The sequence below is a fragment of the Kitasatospora sp. NPDC127060 genome, assembly GCF_042724935.1.
Taxonomy (GTDB): Bacteria; Actinomycetota; Actinomycetes; order Streptomycetales; family Streptomycetaceae; genus Kitasatospora.
On the sequence record NZ_JBHXEG010000009.1, the window covers coordinates 73,891 to 90,384 of the forward strand.

Genomic DNA, 16,494 nt, shown 5'->3' on the forward strand with positions numbered 1-16,494 from the left:
AAGGGAGTTCCACATGGCGCTCGTCGCCGTCGCGTCCGCCAAGGGCGCACCTGGCGTCAGCACGGTCGCCCTGGCCATGGCCGCGGTGTGGCCGCGCCGCTCCCTGCTCGCCGAATGCGACCAGAGCGGCGGCGACCTGGTCTACCGCCACAAGGCCGAGAACGGCAGAGACGACCTCGACCCCCGCCTGGGCATGCTGTCCCTGGCGGTGGCAGGGCGCACCGGGATCTCTCCGGCGACCGTGTGGGAGCACGCCCAGCGCGCCCACGGCGGCCTGGAGGTCCTGCTGGGCCTGGCCTCCCCCGAGCAGTGCGGCGCCTGGCAGGGAATGTGGCCCGCACTGGGCCGAGGCCTCGTGGCGATCCGCGAGGCCGACGTGATCGCCGACCTGGGCCGGATCGGCCCCGCCTCCCCGGGCCTGGACCTGCTGCCGATGGCCTCCCTGGTCGTCCTGGTGGCCCGCACCACCACCGCGGAGCTCGCGGCGGTGCGCGACCGTGCCCTCGCGCTGTCCGAGCGCCTGGGACGCAACGGCGGCGGGCCGCCGATCGGTGTCCTGCTGATCGACGACAAGCGTCACCACGCGAAGGTGTCCGCCGACGTCAACCGGTACTTCCTCGACCAGCAGGTACCCGCCGAGGTCTTCGGCTGCCTGCCGATCGACAACTCCGGCGCAGCCCAGCTGGCCGGCCGCAAGAGCGGCAAGGTCGAGAAGTCCGAGCTGGTGCGCGCCGTGAAGCACGTCGTCGCCAACATCCACGGGCGCTACGGCGTCGGTGCCGAGCAGGCCCCGACTCCCGTACCCGCACCCGCCCGCGCAGAAGCCCTGGGGGTGGGCTGATGCCCGTCCAGCACGAACTCGTCCGCCTGCTGCACGGCCGCGTCGCCGAGCAGATGACCCTGGCCCAGCGCGAGGACGCCCGCAACAACCGGCCGCCCATGGCCCCCGACATCGAGCGGGAGTTCGCCCGATCGCTCATCAACGCCGAGCTGAAGGCGTACAACGAGGAGCGGGCGGCCGCGGGCATCCCCCGCATGGCGCTGGCTGACGAGGCCGAGCTCGCCGACGCGGTGCACGCGCAGATCTACGGCGCCGGAGCGCTCCAGCCGCTGCTGGAGGACCGCAACGTCGAGAACATCGACATCCAGGGCGACCGAACGTTCGTCACCTACGCGGGTGGCGTGCGCAAGCGGCTGCCAGCCGTGGCCGAGAGCGACGAGGACCTGATCACCCTGGTCCAGGGCCTGGCCGCCACCGCAGGCCTCTCCTCCAGGTCCTGGGACCTGGCCAACCCCCAGCTGGACCTGACCTGGGACGGCGTTCGCGTCTCCGCGGTCCTGGGCGTCACCAAGCGCCCGTCCATCAGCATCCGTCTGGCCCGGCTTGGCAAGGTCTTCCTCGACGACCTGGTGCGCTTCGGCTCTCTCACGGACGAGGCGGCCTCGTTCCTACGGGCCGCGGTCCTGGCCCGCAAGAACATCATGATCGCCGGAGCCACCGACTCCGGGAAGACGACCATGCTGCGGGCGCTGGCCAACGTCATCCCGCCCGAGGAGCGGCTCATCACCGTGGAGCGGGCCCTGGAGCTGGGCCTTGACGAGTTCGAGGACCTCCACCCGAACGTGGTGGTCATGGAGGAGCGCCTGCCCAACTCTGAGGGCCTGGGCGCCGTGTCGATGGCGGAGCTGGTCAAGCGCTCCCTGCGGCAGAACCCCGACCGGGTCATCGTCGGTGAGGTGCTCGGTGACGAAATCGTCACCATGCTCAACGCGATGAGCCAGGGTAACGACGGCTCGCTGTCCACCATCCACTGCCGCTCCAGCAGCGAGGTTTTCAACCGCATCGCCACCTACGCCCGCCAGGCCGAGGAGAAGCTCGACCGCGAGACGTCGAACATGCTCATCGGCGGCGCGCTCGAATTCGTCGTCTACCTCGGCAAGGTAAAGAACCCGCAGACCGGGCTGAAGGAGCGAAAGCTCATCAGCATCCGTGAGGTCAACGGAGTCGACGGCGCGGTGCTCTCCAGCGAGGTGTTCCGGCGCAACCAGTACGGCGAGCTCAAGCCGTCGGCCGTCATCACCTGCCTGGACGAGCTGGCCGAGCACGGCTACTACCCGAGCGGGGACTTCGAGTGAGCACCGACCTCCTCAACCCGACCACGCTGCTGGCCCTCCTGGCCGGCGTCTGCGGCGGAGGCGGCCTCGCCCTGCTCATCGCCTCCCTCATCGGATGGCCCCGCAAGGTACGCACCGGCCCCTCCGCCGCGAGCCGCCTGATCACCTTCGCGCGCCAGCGCGGCGCGGCCGCCACGATCGCCGCCCTGGCGGTCCTGGCCGTCACCCGCTGGCCGGTCGCCGCCCTCGCCGCGGCCGCCCTCGCCCTGTTCTGGCGCAAGCTGTTCGGCGGCGCCAAGGAGGAGAAGGCCGCCATGGAGCGCGTCGAAGGCCTCGCCGCCTGGATCGAGAGCCTTCGCGACACCATGTCCGGCGCCGTGGGCCTGGAGCAGTCCATCCAGGCCTCCGCCCGCGCTGCCGCCCCCGCGCTGCGCCCGCACCTGGTCACCCTGATCAACCGTCTGCGGGCCAAGACGCCGCTGCCCATCGCGCTCGACCTCTTCGCCGAGGACCTGGACGACGGGAGCGCCGACATCGTGATCATCGCTCTCAAGGACAACGCCCGACAGCGCGGCCCGGGCCTGCGCGACGTGCTCTCCGAGCTCGCCGCCACCGCCCGCGACGAAGCCGAGGCCCGCCGCAGCATCATGGCGAGCCGGTCCGGCACCCGGCGCAGCGTGCGGATCGTGGTCGGCGTCTGCGTCGTGTTCCCGCTCGGCATGGCCCTGTTCAACCCGTCCTACGTCGAGGCGTACCAGAGCTTACAAGGCCAGGGTGTGCTCACCGTCGTGCTGGGCTTCTTCGCCGCCGGCCTGGCATGGCTGCGCAAGCTGTCCATCGTCCCGGCGCCGCCGCGCCTGCTGATCCGTACCGGGGGCCCCCAGTGATCCTCAACCTCGCGGTCGGCGCCCTGTTCGGTCTGGGCGTCTACCTGCTGATCAGGGCGCTGGTCCCGGGCCGCCCGGGGGCCGTTGCCACCCTGAGCCGGATTGACGCGCTGCGCAGTTCCAGCGGGCAGGCGGCCCCGGTACCCACCGCGCTGGGCGGTGCGCAGGACCGGCTCCTGGCCAGGATCGGCCCGAAGGTGGCCGGCTTCTACGCCGCCCAGGGTTGGAAGCTCAGCGGGCTGCGGGCGGACCTGGCTCTGATGGAACGCTCGTTGGAGACGTTCCTGGCGCAGAAGGTGCTGTACTCCGCCGCCGGATTGCTGCTGGGCCCGCTGCTGGCCGTGGTGCTGTGGCTGGCCGGCATCACCGACAGCGTGATCACCCCGATGTGGCTGACGCTGCTGCTGGTCCTGGCCTGCTTCTTCGCCCCCGACCTGGAGGTTCGCAGCGAGGCCAAGGAGAAGCGGCGGGAGTTCACCCGTATGGTGTCGGTGTACCTGACGCTGGTTCACCTGAGCCTGTCGGGCGGGTCCGGGCTGCCCGAGGCGATGAAGTCCACCTCAGAGGCCTCCGACGCCTGGCCGATGCTGCGGATCCGCTGGGCGCTCCAGGAGGCCCGGTTGAGGGGCCACCAGTTCTGGGCCGCGCCCGGCCGGCTCGGCGAGGAAATCAACGTCCCCGAGCTGGTGGACCTGACCTCCACGGTCGCGCTGGTCGCCGAGGACGGCGCCAAAGTTCTCCTGTCGCTGCGCACCCGCGCGGAGACCCTGCGCAAGCGGGAGCTAGCGGAACTCCAGGCCGCGGCTGTGGCGAAGTCGCAGTCGATGCTCGTCGCCCAGTTGCTGCTCTGCTTCGGCTTCCTGATCTTTCTCATCTACCCGGCGCTGACGTTCGTCACGGGCCTATGACCTGGCGAACTGCGCTGTCCTACCTGGATTTCCATACCGAACGAGGGGAATTGTCCATGTCCACCAACGTCATTGCCCCGGCCTCCGCCCGCGCCATCGGCGAGCGCCTCATGGTGCTCGCCCTCTCCGCGGCGGCCGCCGTCGCCACCCTGCGCGGCGCGCTCTTCACCCGGGTCGAGAAGATCCGCCGCAGGGATGGCGGCTACACGGCCGTAGAACTGATCCTGATCACCGCCGCGGTGATCGTCGTCGTCGGCATCGTGGTGGTGGCCATCAAGACTGCCGTGACCACCAAGTCGGGTGACGTCAGCAAGTGCATCACCGGCGCCGACACCACCAACAACGGCGGCTGCAACTGACCTGCGGTCCGCAGGCCTGACGAACTGGACGACGACAGAAGGGGGACCCGTGGAACGCCTCAGGGCACGGATGCTCACACGCCTGCGCGGGGATCGCGGCAGCAGCTCGATGGAGTTCCTGTTCATCACTCCGCTGGCCTTCCTGCTGCTGATGCTGGTCGTCCAGTTCGGCCTGTACTACTTCGCGTCGACGGTCAACGAGGCCGCCGCGCAGGCGGGCGCCCGCAAGGCCCGCGCCACCGCCGACGCCAATCCCGGCAGCTGGCAGGGTCGGGCGCGCGACACCGCGCAGAACCGGATCAACACGCTGGGGCCGTCCCTGGTGGGTGATCCGGCGATCGACACCGTCCAGGACGGCCAGCAGGTCGGGGTCACGGTCACCGCCCGAGTCCGCAGCGTGGTGCCGTGGATGCACCTGACCGTGACGTCCAAGTCCATCGGCCCGATCGAGAGGTTCGTGCCCGATGCCGGTTGATCTCCGACAGCGCACGCGCCCCAAGGACGCGGGGATCTCCACCGTCGAACTGGTGCTGATCGCACCGGTGCTGATGCTGCTGGTCCTCCTGCTCGTCGGCCTCGGGCAGATCGTGGACGCCCGTTCCTCGCTGGACGGCACCGCCCGCGACGCTGCCCGGGCCGGCGCGCTGGAGCGCGACTACACCTCTGCCATCGCCGCTGCCACCGACGCCGCCAACCGCGAGGGTGCACGGGTCTGTTCGGGCGGCGCGGTACAGGTGTCCACCAGCGGCAACTTCCAGCCGGGCGGCCTGTTCACCGTCACCCTCTCCTGCCGGGCCCGAGGCCTTCGCGGGACCGGACTGCCGGTGAGCGCCGACATCAGCGCCACCTCCACCGCACCACTCGACCTCTACCGAAGGGTGGTCGGATGAGCGGCCTCATCCACCGGCTGTACCGGCGGGCCGCCCGAAGCGGCGCCGACCGCGGCTCCGGCGCGCTCGCCCTGATCCTGGCGGCGATGCTGTTCATGGTCATCGCCTCGTTCGTCGTCGACACCGGTCGGGCCATCCACCAGCGCGAGAAGGCCGCCGACGTGGCCGAACAGGCCGCCCGCTACGCGGCCAACCACCTCAGCTCCGCGGACCTACGCAGCGGCACCGTCGTCATCGACGCGGCCGATTGCACCGGCAACGTCCAGGCGTTCGTGGGCACTGCCGGCTTCTCCGGCGGCGACGTCGGAGCCGCGCGCTGCACGGCGGCCGCCGGCAACCAGGTCACGGTCGAGGTCCGCCTCACCTTCACCCCTCTGCTGCTGCCGGCCTTCCACGGCGGGCTGACGATGTGGGGGCACGCAACCGCCCAGGCCGTACAGGAACAATGACCCCTTGATGGCCAATCAGGGGACGGGAGAACACCGCATGTCCAGCACCACGAAGACCACCAAGTTCATCGCCGCGGCGGCTGCGGCCGCCGCTGTACTCACGGGCGCCACCGCCTGCGGCTCCACCGGCAAGAAGACCAACGGGGACATCACCGGCGCGCAGAGCACGGCACCCACCGCCACCGCCAGCGCCTCCGCGTCCCCGACGCCCACGCAGAACCCGGGAGCGCCGGCCATCAACCTGCCCGCCGACTACACGGTGGACATCCAGTTCAAGCCCGGCGACGACGCCACCAAGAAGGCCGCCGCCGACGGCTTGGCGTACGCCTTGCGGGCCTTCAACGAGGCGATGGCCACCGGTGACGTCAACCGCCCGGCGATGGTCTACGCGTACACAGGCGCGGCTGGCGGCTACATGAACCAGGCCATCACCCAGCTCAACTCCCGCAACCAGACGATTAGCGGCTCGGACCGCTACTACGCGCTGACGATCGACACGAAGGACCCGAAGACCGTCGTCGCGGCGTACTGCGAGGACCAGTCGAAGGCCTACGCCAAGGACAAGGGCACCGGGAAAGTCCTGACGACCACCCCGAGCCCGAACGACTACACCGACTGGACGACGGGCCTCACGCTCTCCGACAAGGGCGTGTGGCAGGTGTCGTCCACACAGGCGGAGAAGGGGTCAACACGGTGCCAGAGCGTAAGCTGAGCATGGTGGTTGGGGTGGCCGCCGTGGCTTTCGCCGTGGCGGCCACCGCCGTGCCGTCCGCGCGGGCGGACATCGGCATCGGCTGGGGCGGCGGTAGCACGCCCCCGATCGGCTCGATCGAGTCGCACGTCCAAATCACTGTCAACGACTCCGGCAGCGGTGCAGGCGGCAAACACCTCACGTCACTGGGTGGGTCGTGGGATCCGCCGGCGTGCTGGTACGAACCGCAGTACACCCCCGAGGGCTTCGACGATGCCTTCAAGCTGCTGCTGACCGGGCTGTCCGGTGCGATGGGCGCCGAAGCGCAGAAGCAGTACGACGCATTGAAGGCTGACCAGGACTTCCACCGCGGCCAGAGCGGCCAGTGGTGGGGGATGGTCAAAACGAAGAAGAGCTGGGACTTGCCGGCCACGGCCCCGTGCACCCAGCAGCCTGGCATCGTGTGGGTGCCTGCGGGTAACCCGCCTCCGGCGCTGCTCGCTGTGACACCGCTGATGCTCTCCAAACTCGCCTACGGCGCCACCAAGCTGCCGCCGCCGACCGTTCAGCTGTCCCCGGCCCCGGACAAGCAGACCGTGAACCTGCCGACGTTCGTCAGCTTCGCGCAGCCCATCCAGCCGGTCACGGTCACGGCGTCCCTCAACTACGTCGGCGTGAACATCGCGGCGTCCACGCTCGCAGTGCCAGTGTCGCTGCGGATCGACGCGGGGACCAGCGACGCCTCTCCCGCGATGTGCACCTACCCGTTCACCCAGGCCGGCAGCGGCTACCAGGTGGACTCCTCCAACGCAGCCTGCAACATCACCTACCGGCGCTCCAGCCGTGGCGGGTCCTACCCGCTCACCGCACAGGTGACGTGGAAGGTGACGTGGACCCCGTCGTCCGACCCGCACGCGCAGCCGGCCAACCGGCTGCCAGACGGGGTGACCGGCGGAGCACCGCAGGACGTGGTCGTCCGGGAGATCCAGACGATCGTCACCCAGTAGCCGGGCCCCGACGGGCCCGGCACGAAGGACAGGAAGACAGGATGGCGAGGACACGGATCAAGGCACCAGGCGGCGCCCGCTCCCGCACGGCCGGCGACGTGCTCGGTGCGCTGCTGGCGGGCGTGCTGCTCGCCGCGCTGCTGGCCGGCATTCCCTACGGCCTGGTGCGGTTCGTCGGCTGGCCACTGCCGCCGAAGGTCCCCACCTTGGACGGTCTCACGGAGATGCTGCAGAGCAGCATCTCCGTGACGACGTTCATGGACGTCCTCGCCGTCCTGGTCTGGCTGCTGTGGCTCCAGTTCCTGGTGTGCGTCCTGGTAGAGATCAGGGCAGCCCTGTCCGGCGTCGATATCCGTCTGCCAGCCGCCGGACCCACCCAGGCCCTGGCCCGCCGGCTGGTGGCCACGATGCTGCTGATCGGTGCAGGCGCCCTGACAGCCGGTCAGGCGGCCTCCGCCGCCACCCTGCCCGAGCATCTCTCCCTGCCCCAGCAGCCCGCGGTCACCGCGCAGGCCGTCCCGGGCGCCGCCGTGCAAGCCTCCGCGCACATCGACGCCGCCACTGCGTCCGGTCCCATCTACACCGTGCAGGCCGACGCGAACGGTCACCACGAGACGCTGTGGGACATCGCCCAACGCACCCTCGACGACGGACGCCGGTTCGGCGAGATCTTCGACCTGAACAAGGGCCGCGTCCAGCCGGACGGCACCACGATGACCGAGCCCGGCCTGCTGCGCGCCGGGTGGCAGCTGGTGCTGCCCACCGACGCCAAGAACGTGAGCGGCACCGCCGCCGCAACTCCGGCCCCTGCCCAGGCCCAGCGGCACACCGTCACCGTGCGGGAAGGCGACACCCTCTCAGCGATCGCGGAGCACGAGCTCGGCAGCGCCGACGCCTACCCGAAGCTGCTGGAGGCAACCCGCGACGTCGAGCAGCCCGGCGGACGCCACGTGACCGACCCGGACAAGCTGTTCCCCGGCGACACGATCGTGATCCCCGCCAGCGCACTCGCCCCCTCCCAGCCCGCTCCCCCGGCAGCGGCGCCGAGCACCCCGGCGCAGCCCGCCACCGCCACCCCCAAGGCCCCGGAGAGCGCGGCCCCTGCCGCACCCGCCGCCCCGGCTTCACCGGCACCGGCGAGCCCCCATGCGACTGTCGCCCCCACGCAGCCCAGCCCGGCCCCCGCCACCCAGGCTCCAGCCCAGCAGAGCCACGCCCCGGCACAAGCTGCCCCCGAGACGGCCGCCCCGGCGGCCGAGTCCCAGTCCCCGGTCTCGATCCAGGACGTCGCCGGGATCGGCGCGCTCCTGGGCGCTGGCCTGCTCGGCGTTCTCGCTTGGCGTCGCCGCGAGCAACACAACCGCCGTCGCCCCGGCGAGACGATCGCGCTGCCGGAGACCACCAGCACGGCCGAGCAGGTCCTGGACCGCACGTCCTCCCCCGCCAGCGTCGAGCTCCTGGACCTGGCGCTGCGCACCCTGGCAGCCCGCAACCCCGACAACCTGCCGGCCGTCCACGGCGCGAAGGTGACCGCCGACCGCGTCGAGATCCTGGTCGACGACCCCAACGAGGAAGCGCTGTCGCCGTTCACCGACCGTCCCAACGGCTGGTGGGGCGTACGGGCGGATCGGGCGGATCTGCTGCCCCCCGAGAAGGCGCAGGACATCCCGGCTCCCTACCCGGGCCTGTCCACGATCGGGGCCACCAGCGACGGCACCCACATCCTGGCCAACCTCCCGCAGGCCGGTGTGCTTTTGCTGGACGGCACCGACCAACAGGTCCGCGAGGTCGCCCGCGGGATCGCGATGGAGGCGGGCACCTCGGCGTGGGGCGGCCACGTCGAGATCCGCTGCTGCGGCTTCGGGCTGGAGCTCCAACAGCTCCTCCCTGCCTGCCGCGTGATGTACACCCCGAGCCTTGAGACGGCGACCGCCGACCTGGCGCGGGTCCTGATCGAGGCTCACCAGGCCGAGCACGAAGGCGGGGAGGAGCCCCTGCCATGGATGGTGATCTCCTCCACCCGCGCCAGCCACGACGAGCTGTACGCCTTCGCCGACCTGCTCGGCAAGGCACGCGGGCAGCGGATCGCCGCGGTGCTCCCGGCCGCCGGGGCGGTCGAGTTCTTTCCCGACGCCCAGGTGCTGGACGCTTCGCTCGCCGACCCGCAGCCGGTTGAACCGCTGGGCGTCGGCGTTGTCCTGCAACGCGTCACCGACGAGGCCTACCGGCAGCTGACCTCCGCGATCGCCCTGACCACCGAGCCGGCCCGTCCGGCCGAAGGTGCGTGGGCGCAGCTGCCGGACCCGGACCGGGTGAGCGTGGTCACCACACCACTGCCGGCGCCCAGCCACCTGTCCCTGGTCAAGGACCAGCAGCAAGGAGACCACCAGGAGCACCTGGACGAGGAAGAGGCGACCGCCGCGGTGGAGCACACCGACGACCAGGCCGCCGACGAGGCAGCGAACGGTGCCACTGGCGACACCGAAGCCGTGGGCACCGGCCCGGCGGACAAGCAGACGACGGTGCCCGGACAGGCCGTGGCTCCCACCGTGGCTCCCACCGCGGCCCGCATCGACGTCGTCCGCGAGGCCCTGCCCGACGGCCAAGCGCCGACCGCACCCGAGATCCAGATCCTCGGCCCACTCCAGATCGTCGGGATCGGCAACGCCACCGTGCCGCCAAAACTGGTCCTGCTGGCCTGCTACCTGATGTTCCGCAACGAACGCGACCAGAGCAGCATCGGCGACGCAATGAACGCCGCCACCCCGTGGGGCCCCAAGATGGTCGCCGAGGAAATGTCGCGCCTTCGGTCCCGGCTCGGCCTGGACGCCAACGGCGTGGCGCACGTGCGGCCCAAGCCGCGCGGCGTGCAGATGTACTCGCTCAGCGACGAGATCACCTCGGACTGGTCCAACTTCGTCCACCTCGCCGAGCTCGGCATCCCGAAGGGCCCCGCCGGCATCCTCGACCTGGAAGCCGCGCTGAGCCTGGTGCGCGGCAAGCCGTTCGGCGGGACCGCCGACCACTCCTGGGCCGCACCCCTGGCTCACACGATGACCTGCCGGATCGTCGACACGGCCGAACGGATCGCCGAGCTGCGCACCGGTGACGACGTCCTGGACGTCGACGCCGCCCGCGCCGCGATCGACACCGGCCTCAACGTCGAGCCGACCGCCGAGCAGCTGTACCGGGCGTGGATGCGCATCGAGCACCGCGCCGGGCACCCGGCCGCGGTGCGGGACGTGATCGCCAGACTCCGCAAGATGCAGACGGACTGGCAGCTCAGCGGATTGCAGCCCGCGACGCTGGAGACGATCCGGCGCCTGACCGCCGTCCGCGAGACCGCCAGCGGCGTGTAGCACCGACCTCTCGTTCAGGGCCCGGCCGAACACCGGCCGGGCCCTTTCCCTTTGCCGCATCCTGACCAGAGGAACAGCCGATGCCCCACTCCCCCGCCGACCTCGCCGCCGCCCTCGTGACGACGCTGGCCGTCGGCATACTCGTGATCCGCCCGGCTGCCTTCGCCTACACCCGCCCCGGGACCGAACCGGTCCCCGACGTCACCTGCCCCACCTGCGGTGCCCGGGTGCTGGGCAAGGGAGCAGCCCCAGGTTCCTACCGGGCGCTGGTGCTGCGGCGGCGGTGTGCCGTGTGCGGGTCCGTCGGGCCGGACGGCACGGTGCGGCGGCTCGGTCCGCCGCTGCTGGCGCCTGAAGGCCTCGCCGTGGTCGGGACCGCCGCCATGCTGGCCGCAGGTTCGAGCGGTGTGGTGCTGGCGGCTCAGCTGTGGCTCGTCGCTGTAGGTTCCGCGATGGTGCTCACCGACTTCGCCGTGCACCGGTTGCCTGATCACCTGACGGCTGCTGCCGGAGTCGGTGTGGGTGTCCTACTGACGGCGTCGGCGTTCGCCTCCGGGCGCTGGGGCCCGCTGGTGCTGGCTGCGGTGGCCGCCTTCGGGCTGGGTTTCATGTACTTCGCGCTGGCGCTGTTCGGGCAGGGGCTCGGCGACGCGAAGCTGGTTCCGGGCCTGGCCGCCCTGGTGACCTGGCAGTACTGGTTCGGCTCGTTCTACGCCGTCTTCCTGGCCTGTGTCCTGGGAATCGTGCAGTGGATCGTCATGACGGTGGCCTTCTCCGCGACGCGGAAGACGGAGCTGATGCTCGGCCCGGCCCTGATCACGGGGTTCCTGACCGTGTCGGCCTGCCTGGGGTGAGCGCCGGGCCCGAGAATGCTTGGGGGGCGAAGCCGAGCAACGGTCGCCCGGCAAGAGGTGCGGCCGGTTCCCGGCCGACCTGCTGGTGCTACTCGCTACTGTCCGCATCTGCTCGACCAGTTCGCGCAGGTTCGCGGTCAACAGACTCAGGTCCCGGGCGGGACGGTGGGCATCGAGGGTCTCGGCGCGTTCCAGCGCGCGTCGGACGACCTCGGGCACGGCAGAAGGATCGCTCCCTGATGCCGCGTAGAGACCCTTGTTGTGCTCGCCGAGGGCTTCGAGATCAGCTCGGCGTGAGTCGAGCTGGCCGAGAAGTCGCTTGATCGCCGCGCTCACCTCTCAGCGCTGATCCAGCAAAGCCCGAAGGTCGGCGGCCAGTTGCGCGGCGGCCCACAGCTCGGCAGCGAGCAACTGATCGACCTCGACCAAGTCCACGACGCCCGCCACAGACTGAGCCGACGTCCAAACGGCGCGACAGGTATCCCAGAAGAGGCTGAGTTCGTCGGCGCGCGAGACGTCCCGCTGCCCCCGGGGAACCCGGAGGAGTGTGTCCCGGTGGATCCTAAGGTCCTTGGTGAAGAGGGCTTGGTCGCCGAGCCGGCGGACTGCGCTCTCGGGGCGCCAGCCGGAGTATGTGCCGAAAATCTCCGAGGGACGCCGCTCGTGCGACACCTCTGGGGCGTAGACGGCCAACGGTGGAGCGTAGCGCTCCCAGTCGTATGTCGATCGCACCCTCAAGTCTTCTCCGCGTGGGGATGGGAAGGAGCATACGGTCTGCCTGGGACAGCCCTTGGCCTGGCGGAGTTCCGGGCTACTGCCGCTGCGGCAGGTACTCGATCTGGGCGCTGTCGCGGCCGTTCTTCCATGGCCCGCTCGATCGAGGTGTAGTTGACCCGGCCCCGCTCGATGGCAATGGCGGGGACTCCGCCGACGGACGGCGACACGAGCGGGGAGCTCTGCGAACCGGCCAATCCCGCCGAAGGCCCTCCGCAGGGTGCCAGACAGCGAGAGAATCGGCCCATGACCGAAACGGAGCAGCCGTACGTCGGCGCCGGGCTCCTGCCGGCGGACCCGGCCGGACTGCGACTGTCCCTCAGCGCCGAGTACTGGCCGTCGGGGCCCGGGGGCCGGGGCACCGAGCACTGGTCGCTGCTAGCCCGTCATGAGCTCCTGGCGCCGGGGCAGATGCCGAGCAGGACCGTCTTCGGTGTCGACCTGGCCCATGTCGGCGTGATCAGCCTCAGGCGGATCCCGCTGCTGCGGGGGACGATCGGAGCAGCCGACTACGACGACCTGGTAGGCCGCGCCGGGGATCCGGCGCTCGAACAGGAGCTGCTCACCGCCGTCGCCGAGCAGGTCTTCACCCGCCGGGACGGCCAGCACCGCCTCACGCCTGCGGTCCGGGACTGCCTGGGCAAGGGACCGCGGACCCACATCGGCGACCTGCTGGTGCTGGAGGCCTACTCGGTCGCCGCCGACTGGGCCGTCCAGGACCTCGACCTGTTCCTGCTCGGCGAGGCGCTCGCCCGCACCGCCGCCGGGGCCTGCTTCGTGGCCACCGCCCCCGCTCTCCTGCGCACCTTCCCCGGCCAGGAGGCGCAGGTGCTCGGCACGCTGCGCCGAGCGGGGTTCCGCCCGCTGGGCGGGCTCGTGATGGCCGCGCCCGGGACGGGGGTGCCCCGGCTCACCGGGCGCGGGAGCGCTGCCCCGGCCTGGCGCCACCGCGCCACTCCGTGATCAGTAGTCCGGTCCGCCGGTCGCGCCGCACCCGCGCACCAACCCCGGGGTCCGATGGCCGGTCAGGCGGCGGCCCGCCGATCCGGCCGTCTCACACCAGCGAGCCCTGGAGGTCGAGGCTCTGCTGGGCAGCGTCCGGAGCCGGGAAGCGCTCGCACAGCTGGTTGTAGTACCGGCGAACGCTGTCCTGGCTCACCGGGCCGTCGCCAGGTTTGTTGCTCCTGTACCCGCGCGTGTGCAGGTAGTCGGCGAGCTCCGTCTCCTTCGGACCGAACCTCGGGTGCCGCCCGAACTCGGCGACGAACGCCTGGAAGCCCTCAGCCCAGCCGGACGGGATCTTCTGGGAGTCGTCGGTCTGCTGGGTGATCACGGGGCCGGTCGCCGTACCAAGAGCCGAGACCCGCGCGGTCGGGACGGGCCGTGCGTTCACGGGCTGCCACTGCTGGTGGACGGCTTCCTCACCTGGCTGCGCAATGCCGTTCTGCGCGGCGGGGACAGCAGGCGATTGGTGCGCATCGCCTGTGCGCAGAAGATCGGCTTCCACGGCTCCCCCGGTCGTCTCCCCGGCGGCCTGCGCAACGCCGGCCGGTGCTTCCGCCAGCTCCGGGGCCACGTGCGCAATCGCCGTCTCATGGCCGTTGAACTGCATAAACGCCTGTTCTGATTGCGCGGCGAACGGCTGCGCAATCACCGGCTCCACCGCGTGCGCAGGAGACTCCTGCACAAAATGATCTTGCGCAATCGTCTCGGCGGGCTGCTGCGCAAGCTCCTTGCGCAGCGCAATCTCGCCGGGTCCGGCCTGCGCATGCGCAACGCGGGGCTCGGCCTGGCCGAGCGCAGGGGCCGCCGCGCGGGCGGTCTGCGCGTGGTGGTCGAGGAGGCGGGTGAGCGGTTCGGCGTCGACGCCGGCGGCGGCCAGGCCCGCCTCGTAGGTGACTTCCAGTGGGACGCCGAGCCCAGCGAGCTTCTTCGGCAGGGCGGCTGCGGGCGGCAGGCCCCGGTCCCGGAAGCGGCGCCACCAGGAGCGCTTCTTTGTCGCCACGAGAGTGTTGTAGGTCTGCAAGGCCTGCTCGCCGCGGATCGCGTCGTCGAGGCTGCGGATCTCCCACAGCTGCATCCGGCGCCACAGCCGCCAGGTCTGCACAGGTGCCAGCAGCCACCGCATGAGGCGGATCTTGTCGATCGACCTGTCGGAGCTGAGCCGGGCCAGGCGGGCAATGGCGTGGCGGCCTGCCTCCGAGATGATCACGAAGAGCACGGGGATCACCGCGTGCATGCCCACACCGAGCGGGTCCGGCCACGAGGCGGCCGCGTTGAAGGCAACGGTGGCGACGGTGAGCGTCCAGGCCGTGGGGCGCAGCAGCGGAAAGGGGATGCGTAGCCAGGTGAGGACCAGGTCGAGAGTGAGGAGGACGATGATCCCGGCGTCCACCCCGATCGGGAAGACGTAGGAGAAGTCGCCCATGTGTTGGCGTAGGGCGACGTCGCGTACGGCGAGGTAGGAACCTCCCAGGCCGATCGCCGCGATGAGGAAGGCCCCGAGCGCGACGAAGCCGATCATCCACCAGTGGATCGTTTTCAGGACCGGACGGGCCACGGACTCCCCCATGCTCAGGTGATCAGGTGTTCAGGGAGCCACTGTTTCACGAGGTGCTATCGGTGGTCGAAGATTGTCCGGGCTGAGGGGCGTTCAGACCCGTCCTTTGGAGCATTCGGACACTGGGCGCCAGCGATTCATTGCCATGGGTGACCATGGTCGGCGTCTGCTCGTCCAGGCTGCGGGTGTGGGAGCTGTCTTCCAGATCGGCCTGGTCGGCTTGGAGGTGAGCATCGGTCCCACCGGATGCTCAGGTGTCGGCCCCCGGGCACCCTCCTTCGATGATCATCGACCGTGCAAAGCGGGAGGTCGCGCAGTGTGCTGGCGATGGCAATGCGCTATGGGACCTCCATCCCGTTCCCGCGCTGGACCAGAACCGATGGCCCCGGGACCGGGAGGCACCGAAGGCCGCACCCCGACACGAGAGCTGGTCGAACTGCCGTGGCTCAGCTAGGACCGCCTACGGTCACAGCGCGCACTGCGATCGGTGTCTGGCCCGTGGCGCCTGGCCTGAACGGCCACCGCAAAGCAGCTGCCCTACTTGCCGCAGGGGATCAGGCCGGAATCAAGGGCTCGGACATACCGACGGTATGTCCGAGCCCTTGAAACGTCTTCCCCATACCGTCGGTATGGAGCGTCAGGACGCTTTGCCCGGGGCGCGGCGGGGGTAGCCCATGCCGTCGGCGATGGCTTCGCAGTCATCCAGAGCCGGCGACATTGGAGCGTGGAAGCGCAAGGGCTTCTGCCGCTCGAAGACCTCCTTGGCCTTCTGCTCGTAGCGTGTAATCGGCAGCAGCTTTGCGCTCCATTCCTCGTCTGCGAGGAGGGCGTTCACCGAGTCGTCGGCGATGGCGCTCTTCCCGCGGTTCACCGTGCCGTCCTTGTGCAGGTAGACGCCGCTGATCTGGATGAAGCGGATGTTCGTCTTGACGCGCAGGCGCCGGAACTTCCGGCGGGCCTCTTCCATGTCCCGTTCGAGGTCGTTCAGGCCGGAGATGTACTTGTACTCGTCATTGAGGCAGCCGACCCAGTCCTCGAAGGCGATCATGATCGAAGTCTGGAGCAGGCCGCGGGTGGGGCCGGTGTCGACAAGGTCGATGAAGTCGTCGTCCTCAGGCTGGTCACTCAGGAGGTTGTCGAGCCACAGGTTGCCTGCGGGGTCGGAGGCGAGGGTCACTTCGGCGTTGCCGAGTTCCTCGGTTCCATGCACCAGGTACAGGTTCGGGATGATGGTGAACGCATCGTCCTCATCGCCGACTCCAGTCCGGTATCGGGCCTGGACGGTAGCCTGCGCGAGGGTGGCCTTGCCGATCATCACATCGAAGATCGTCATCTGGCCGGGCGCCGGTTCCTTGTAGCCGAGGATCGCGGACAGAGTTCGCTGCGGGTCCAGGTCCCAAAGCCTGAGCTTGAAGCCTCGGCGGGCGAGTGTGATTCCGAGGTTCAGAACGTTGTGGGTCTTGATTGCGCCGCCGGCCCGCACGCCGAACGCGAGCCGACGCGGGTACTCCAGCGTCCGGTTCCGGGCGATGTTGCTGGCGAGCTGCATGAGCAAGCGACTCGTCGGCTTCTTGATTTCTTTAGGCAAGGACGTGGCCTCCTCGGGCGTTGGCACCGAGGAGGCCATATACCGTCGGTATG

At 70.3% G+C, this 16,494-nt stretch carries 16 protein-coding genes; 13 read left to right on the plus strand and 3 right to left on the minus strand.

The window, feature by feature from the left end; all coding sequences use genetic code 11:
* Positions 1-13 precede the first annotated feature (13 nt).
* The 12 genes from ACFWIS_RS08030 (at position 14) to ACFWIS_RS08085 (ending at position 11,519) form a co-directional block, all read left to right on the plus strand.
* Positions 14-841, plus strand: a complete 828-nt coding sequence (locus ACFWIS_RS08030) for a MinD/ParA family protein (RefSeq protein ID WP_380523646.1) — start codon at positions 14-16, stop codon at positions 839-841.
* On the plus strand, positions 838-2,136 hold the full coding sequence (locus tag ACFWIS_RS08035) for a CpaF family protein (protein WP_380523785.1): 1,299 nt from the start codon (positions 838-840) through the stop codon (positions 2,134-2,136). Before ACFWIS_RS08030 ends, ACFWIS_RS08035 begins: the two co-directional genes overlap by 4 nt.
* Positions 2,133-3,002, plus strand: a complete 870-nt coding sequence (locus tag ACFWIS_RS08040; RefSeq protein WP_380523648.1) for a type II secretion system F family protein — start codon at positions 2,133-2,135, stop codon at positions 3,000-3,002. Before ACFWIS_RS08035 ends, ACFWIS_RS08040 begins: the two co-directional genes overlap by 4 nt.
* The gene (locus ACFWIS_RS08045; protein ID WP_380523650.1) at positions 2,999-3,910 is read left to right on the plus strand and encodes a type II secretion system protein; all 912 of its coding nucleotides are present in this window, start codon (positions 2,999-3,001) and stop codon (positions 3,908-3,910) included. Before ACFWIS_RS08040 ends, ACFWIS_RS08045 begins: the two co-directional genes overlap by 4 nt.
* Before the next feature lie 56 nt (positions 3,911-3,966).
* Positions 3,967-4,269: a hypothetical protein gene (locus tag ACFWIS_RS08050; protein ID WP_380523652.1), complete on the plus strand. Its 303-nt coding sequence runs from the start codon at positions 3,967-3,969 to the stop codon at positions 4,267-4,269.
* A 49-nt stretch (positions 4,270-4,318) separates the two neighbouring features.
* A complete protein-coding gene (locus ACFWIS_RS08055; protein WP_380523654.1) occupies positions 4,319-4,744 on the plus strand; it encodes a TadE family protein in 426 nt (141 codons plus the stop codon).
* Positions 4,734-5,159: a TadE/TadG family type IV pilus assembly protein gene (locus ACFWIS_RS08060; protein ID WP_380523656.1), complete on the plus strand. Its 426-nt coding sequence runs from the start codon at positions 4,734-4,736 to the stop codon at positions 5,157-5,159. The genes ACFWIS_RS08055 and ACFWIS_RS08060 overlap by 11 nt, the downstream gene beginning before the upstream one ends.
* Positions 5,156-5,608, plus strand: coding sequence for a pilus assembly protein TadG-related protein (locus tag ACFWIS_RS08065; protein ID WP_380523658.1), 453 nt, complete (start codon positions 5,156-5,158; stop codon positions 5,606-5,608). The genes ACFWIS_RS08060 and ACFWIS_RS08065 overlap by 4 nt, the downstream gene beginning before the upstream one ends.
* A 37-nt stretch (positions 5,609-5,645) precedes the next feature.
* The gene (locus ACFWIS_RS08070) at positions 5,646-6,320 is read left to right on the plus strand and encodes a hypothetical protein (protein WP_380523660.1); all 675 of its coding nucleotides are present in this window, start codon (positions 5,646-5,648) and stop codon (positions 6,318-6,320) included.
* Positions 6,302-7,306, plus strand: coding sequence for a hypothetical protein (locus tag ACFWIS_RS08075; protein WP_380523662.1), 1,005 nt, complete (start codon positions 6,302-6,304; stop codon positions 7,304-7,306). The genes ACFWIS_RS08070 and ACFWIS_RS08075 overlap by 19 nt, the downstream gene beginning before the upstream one ends.
* 41 nt (positions 7,307-7,347) lie before the next feature.
* On the plus strand, positions 7,348-10,665 hold the full coding sequence (locus tag ACFWIS_RS08080) for a LysM peptidoglycan-binding domain-containing protein (protein ID WP_380523664.1): 3,318 nt from the start codon (positions 7,348-7,350) through the stop codon (positions 10,663-10,665).
* A gap of 80 nt (positions 10,666-10,745) precedes the next feature.
* Complete coding sequence (locus tag ACFWIS_RS08085) at positions 10,746-11,519, plus strand: prepilin peptidase (RefSeq protein WP_380523666.1); 774 nt, start codon at positions 10,746-10,748, stop codon at positions 11,517-11,519.
* Between the two features lie 339 nt (positions 11,520-11,858).
* Here ACFWIS_RS08085 and ACFWIS_RS08090 read toward each other — a convergent pair whose 3' ends face one another.
* The gene (locus tag ACFWIS_RS08090) at positions 11,859-12,212 is read right to left on the minus strand and encodes a hypothetical protein (RefSeq protein ID WP_380523668.1); all 354 of its coding nucleotides are present in this window, start codon (positions 12,210-12,212) and stop codon (positions 11,859-11,861) included.
* 327 nt (positions 12,213-12,539) lie between these two features.
* Between ACFWIS_RS08090 and ACFWIS_RS08095 the strand changes: the two genes are divergently transcribed.
* Positions 12,540-13,256 (plus strand): hypothetical protein, encoded by a 717-nt coding sequence (locus tag ACFWIS_RS08095; protein ID WP_380523670.1) that lies wholly within the window; start codon positions 12,540-12,542, stop codon positions 13,254-13,256.
* Between the two features lie 91 nt (positions 13,257-13,347).
* Here ACFWIS_RS08095 and ACFWIS_RS08100 read toward each other — a convergent pair whose 3' ends face one another.
* Together ACFWIS_RS08100 and ACFWIS_RS08105 are read right to left on the minus strand one after the other, a co-directional pair.
* Complete coding sequence (locus ACFWIS_RS08100) at positions 13,348-14,865, minus strand: DUF2637 domain-containing protein (protein WP_380523672.1); 1,518 nt, start codon at positions 14,863-14,865, stop codon at positions 13,348-13,350.
* 625 nt (positions 14,866-15,490) lie between these two features.
* Positions 15,491-16,480, minus strand: a complete 990-nt coding sequence (locus ACFWIS_RS08105; RefSeq protein WP_380523673.1) for a ParA family protein — start codon at positions 16,478-16,480, stop codon at positions 15,491-15,493.
* Positions 16,481-16,494: the final 14 nt, after the last annotated feature.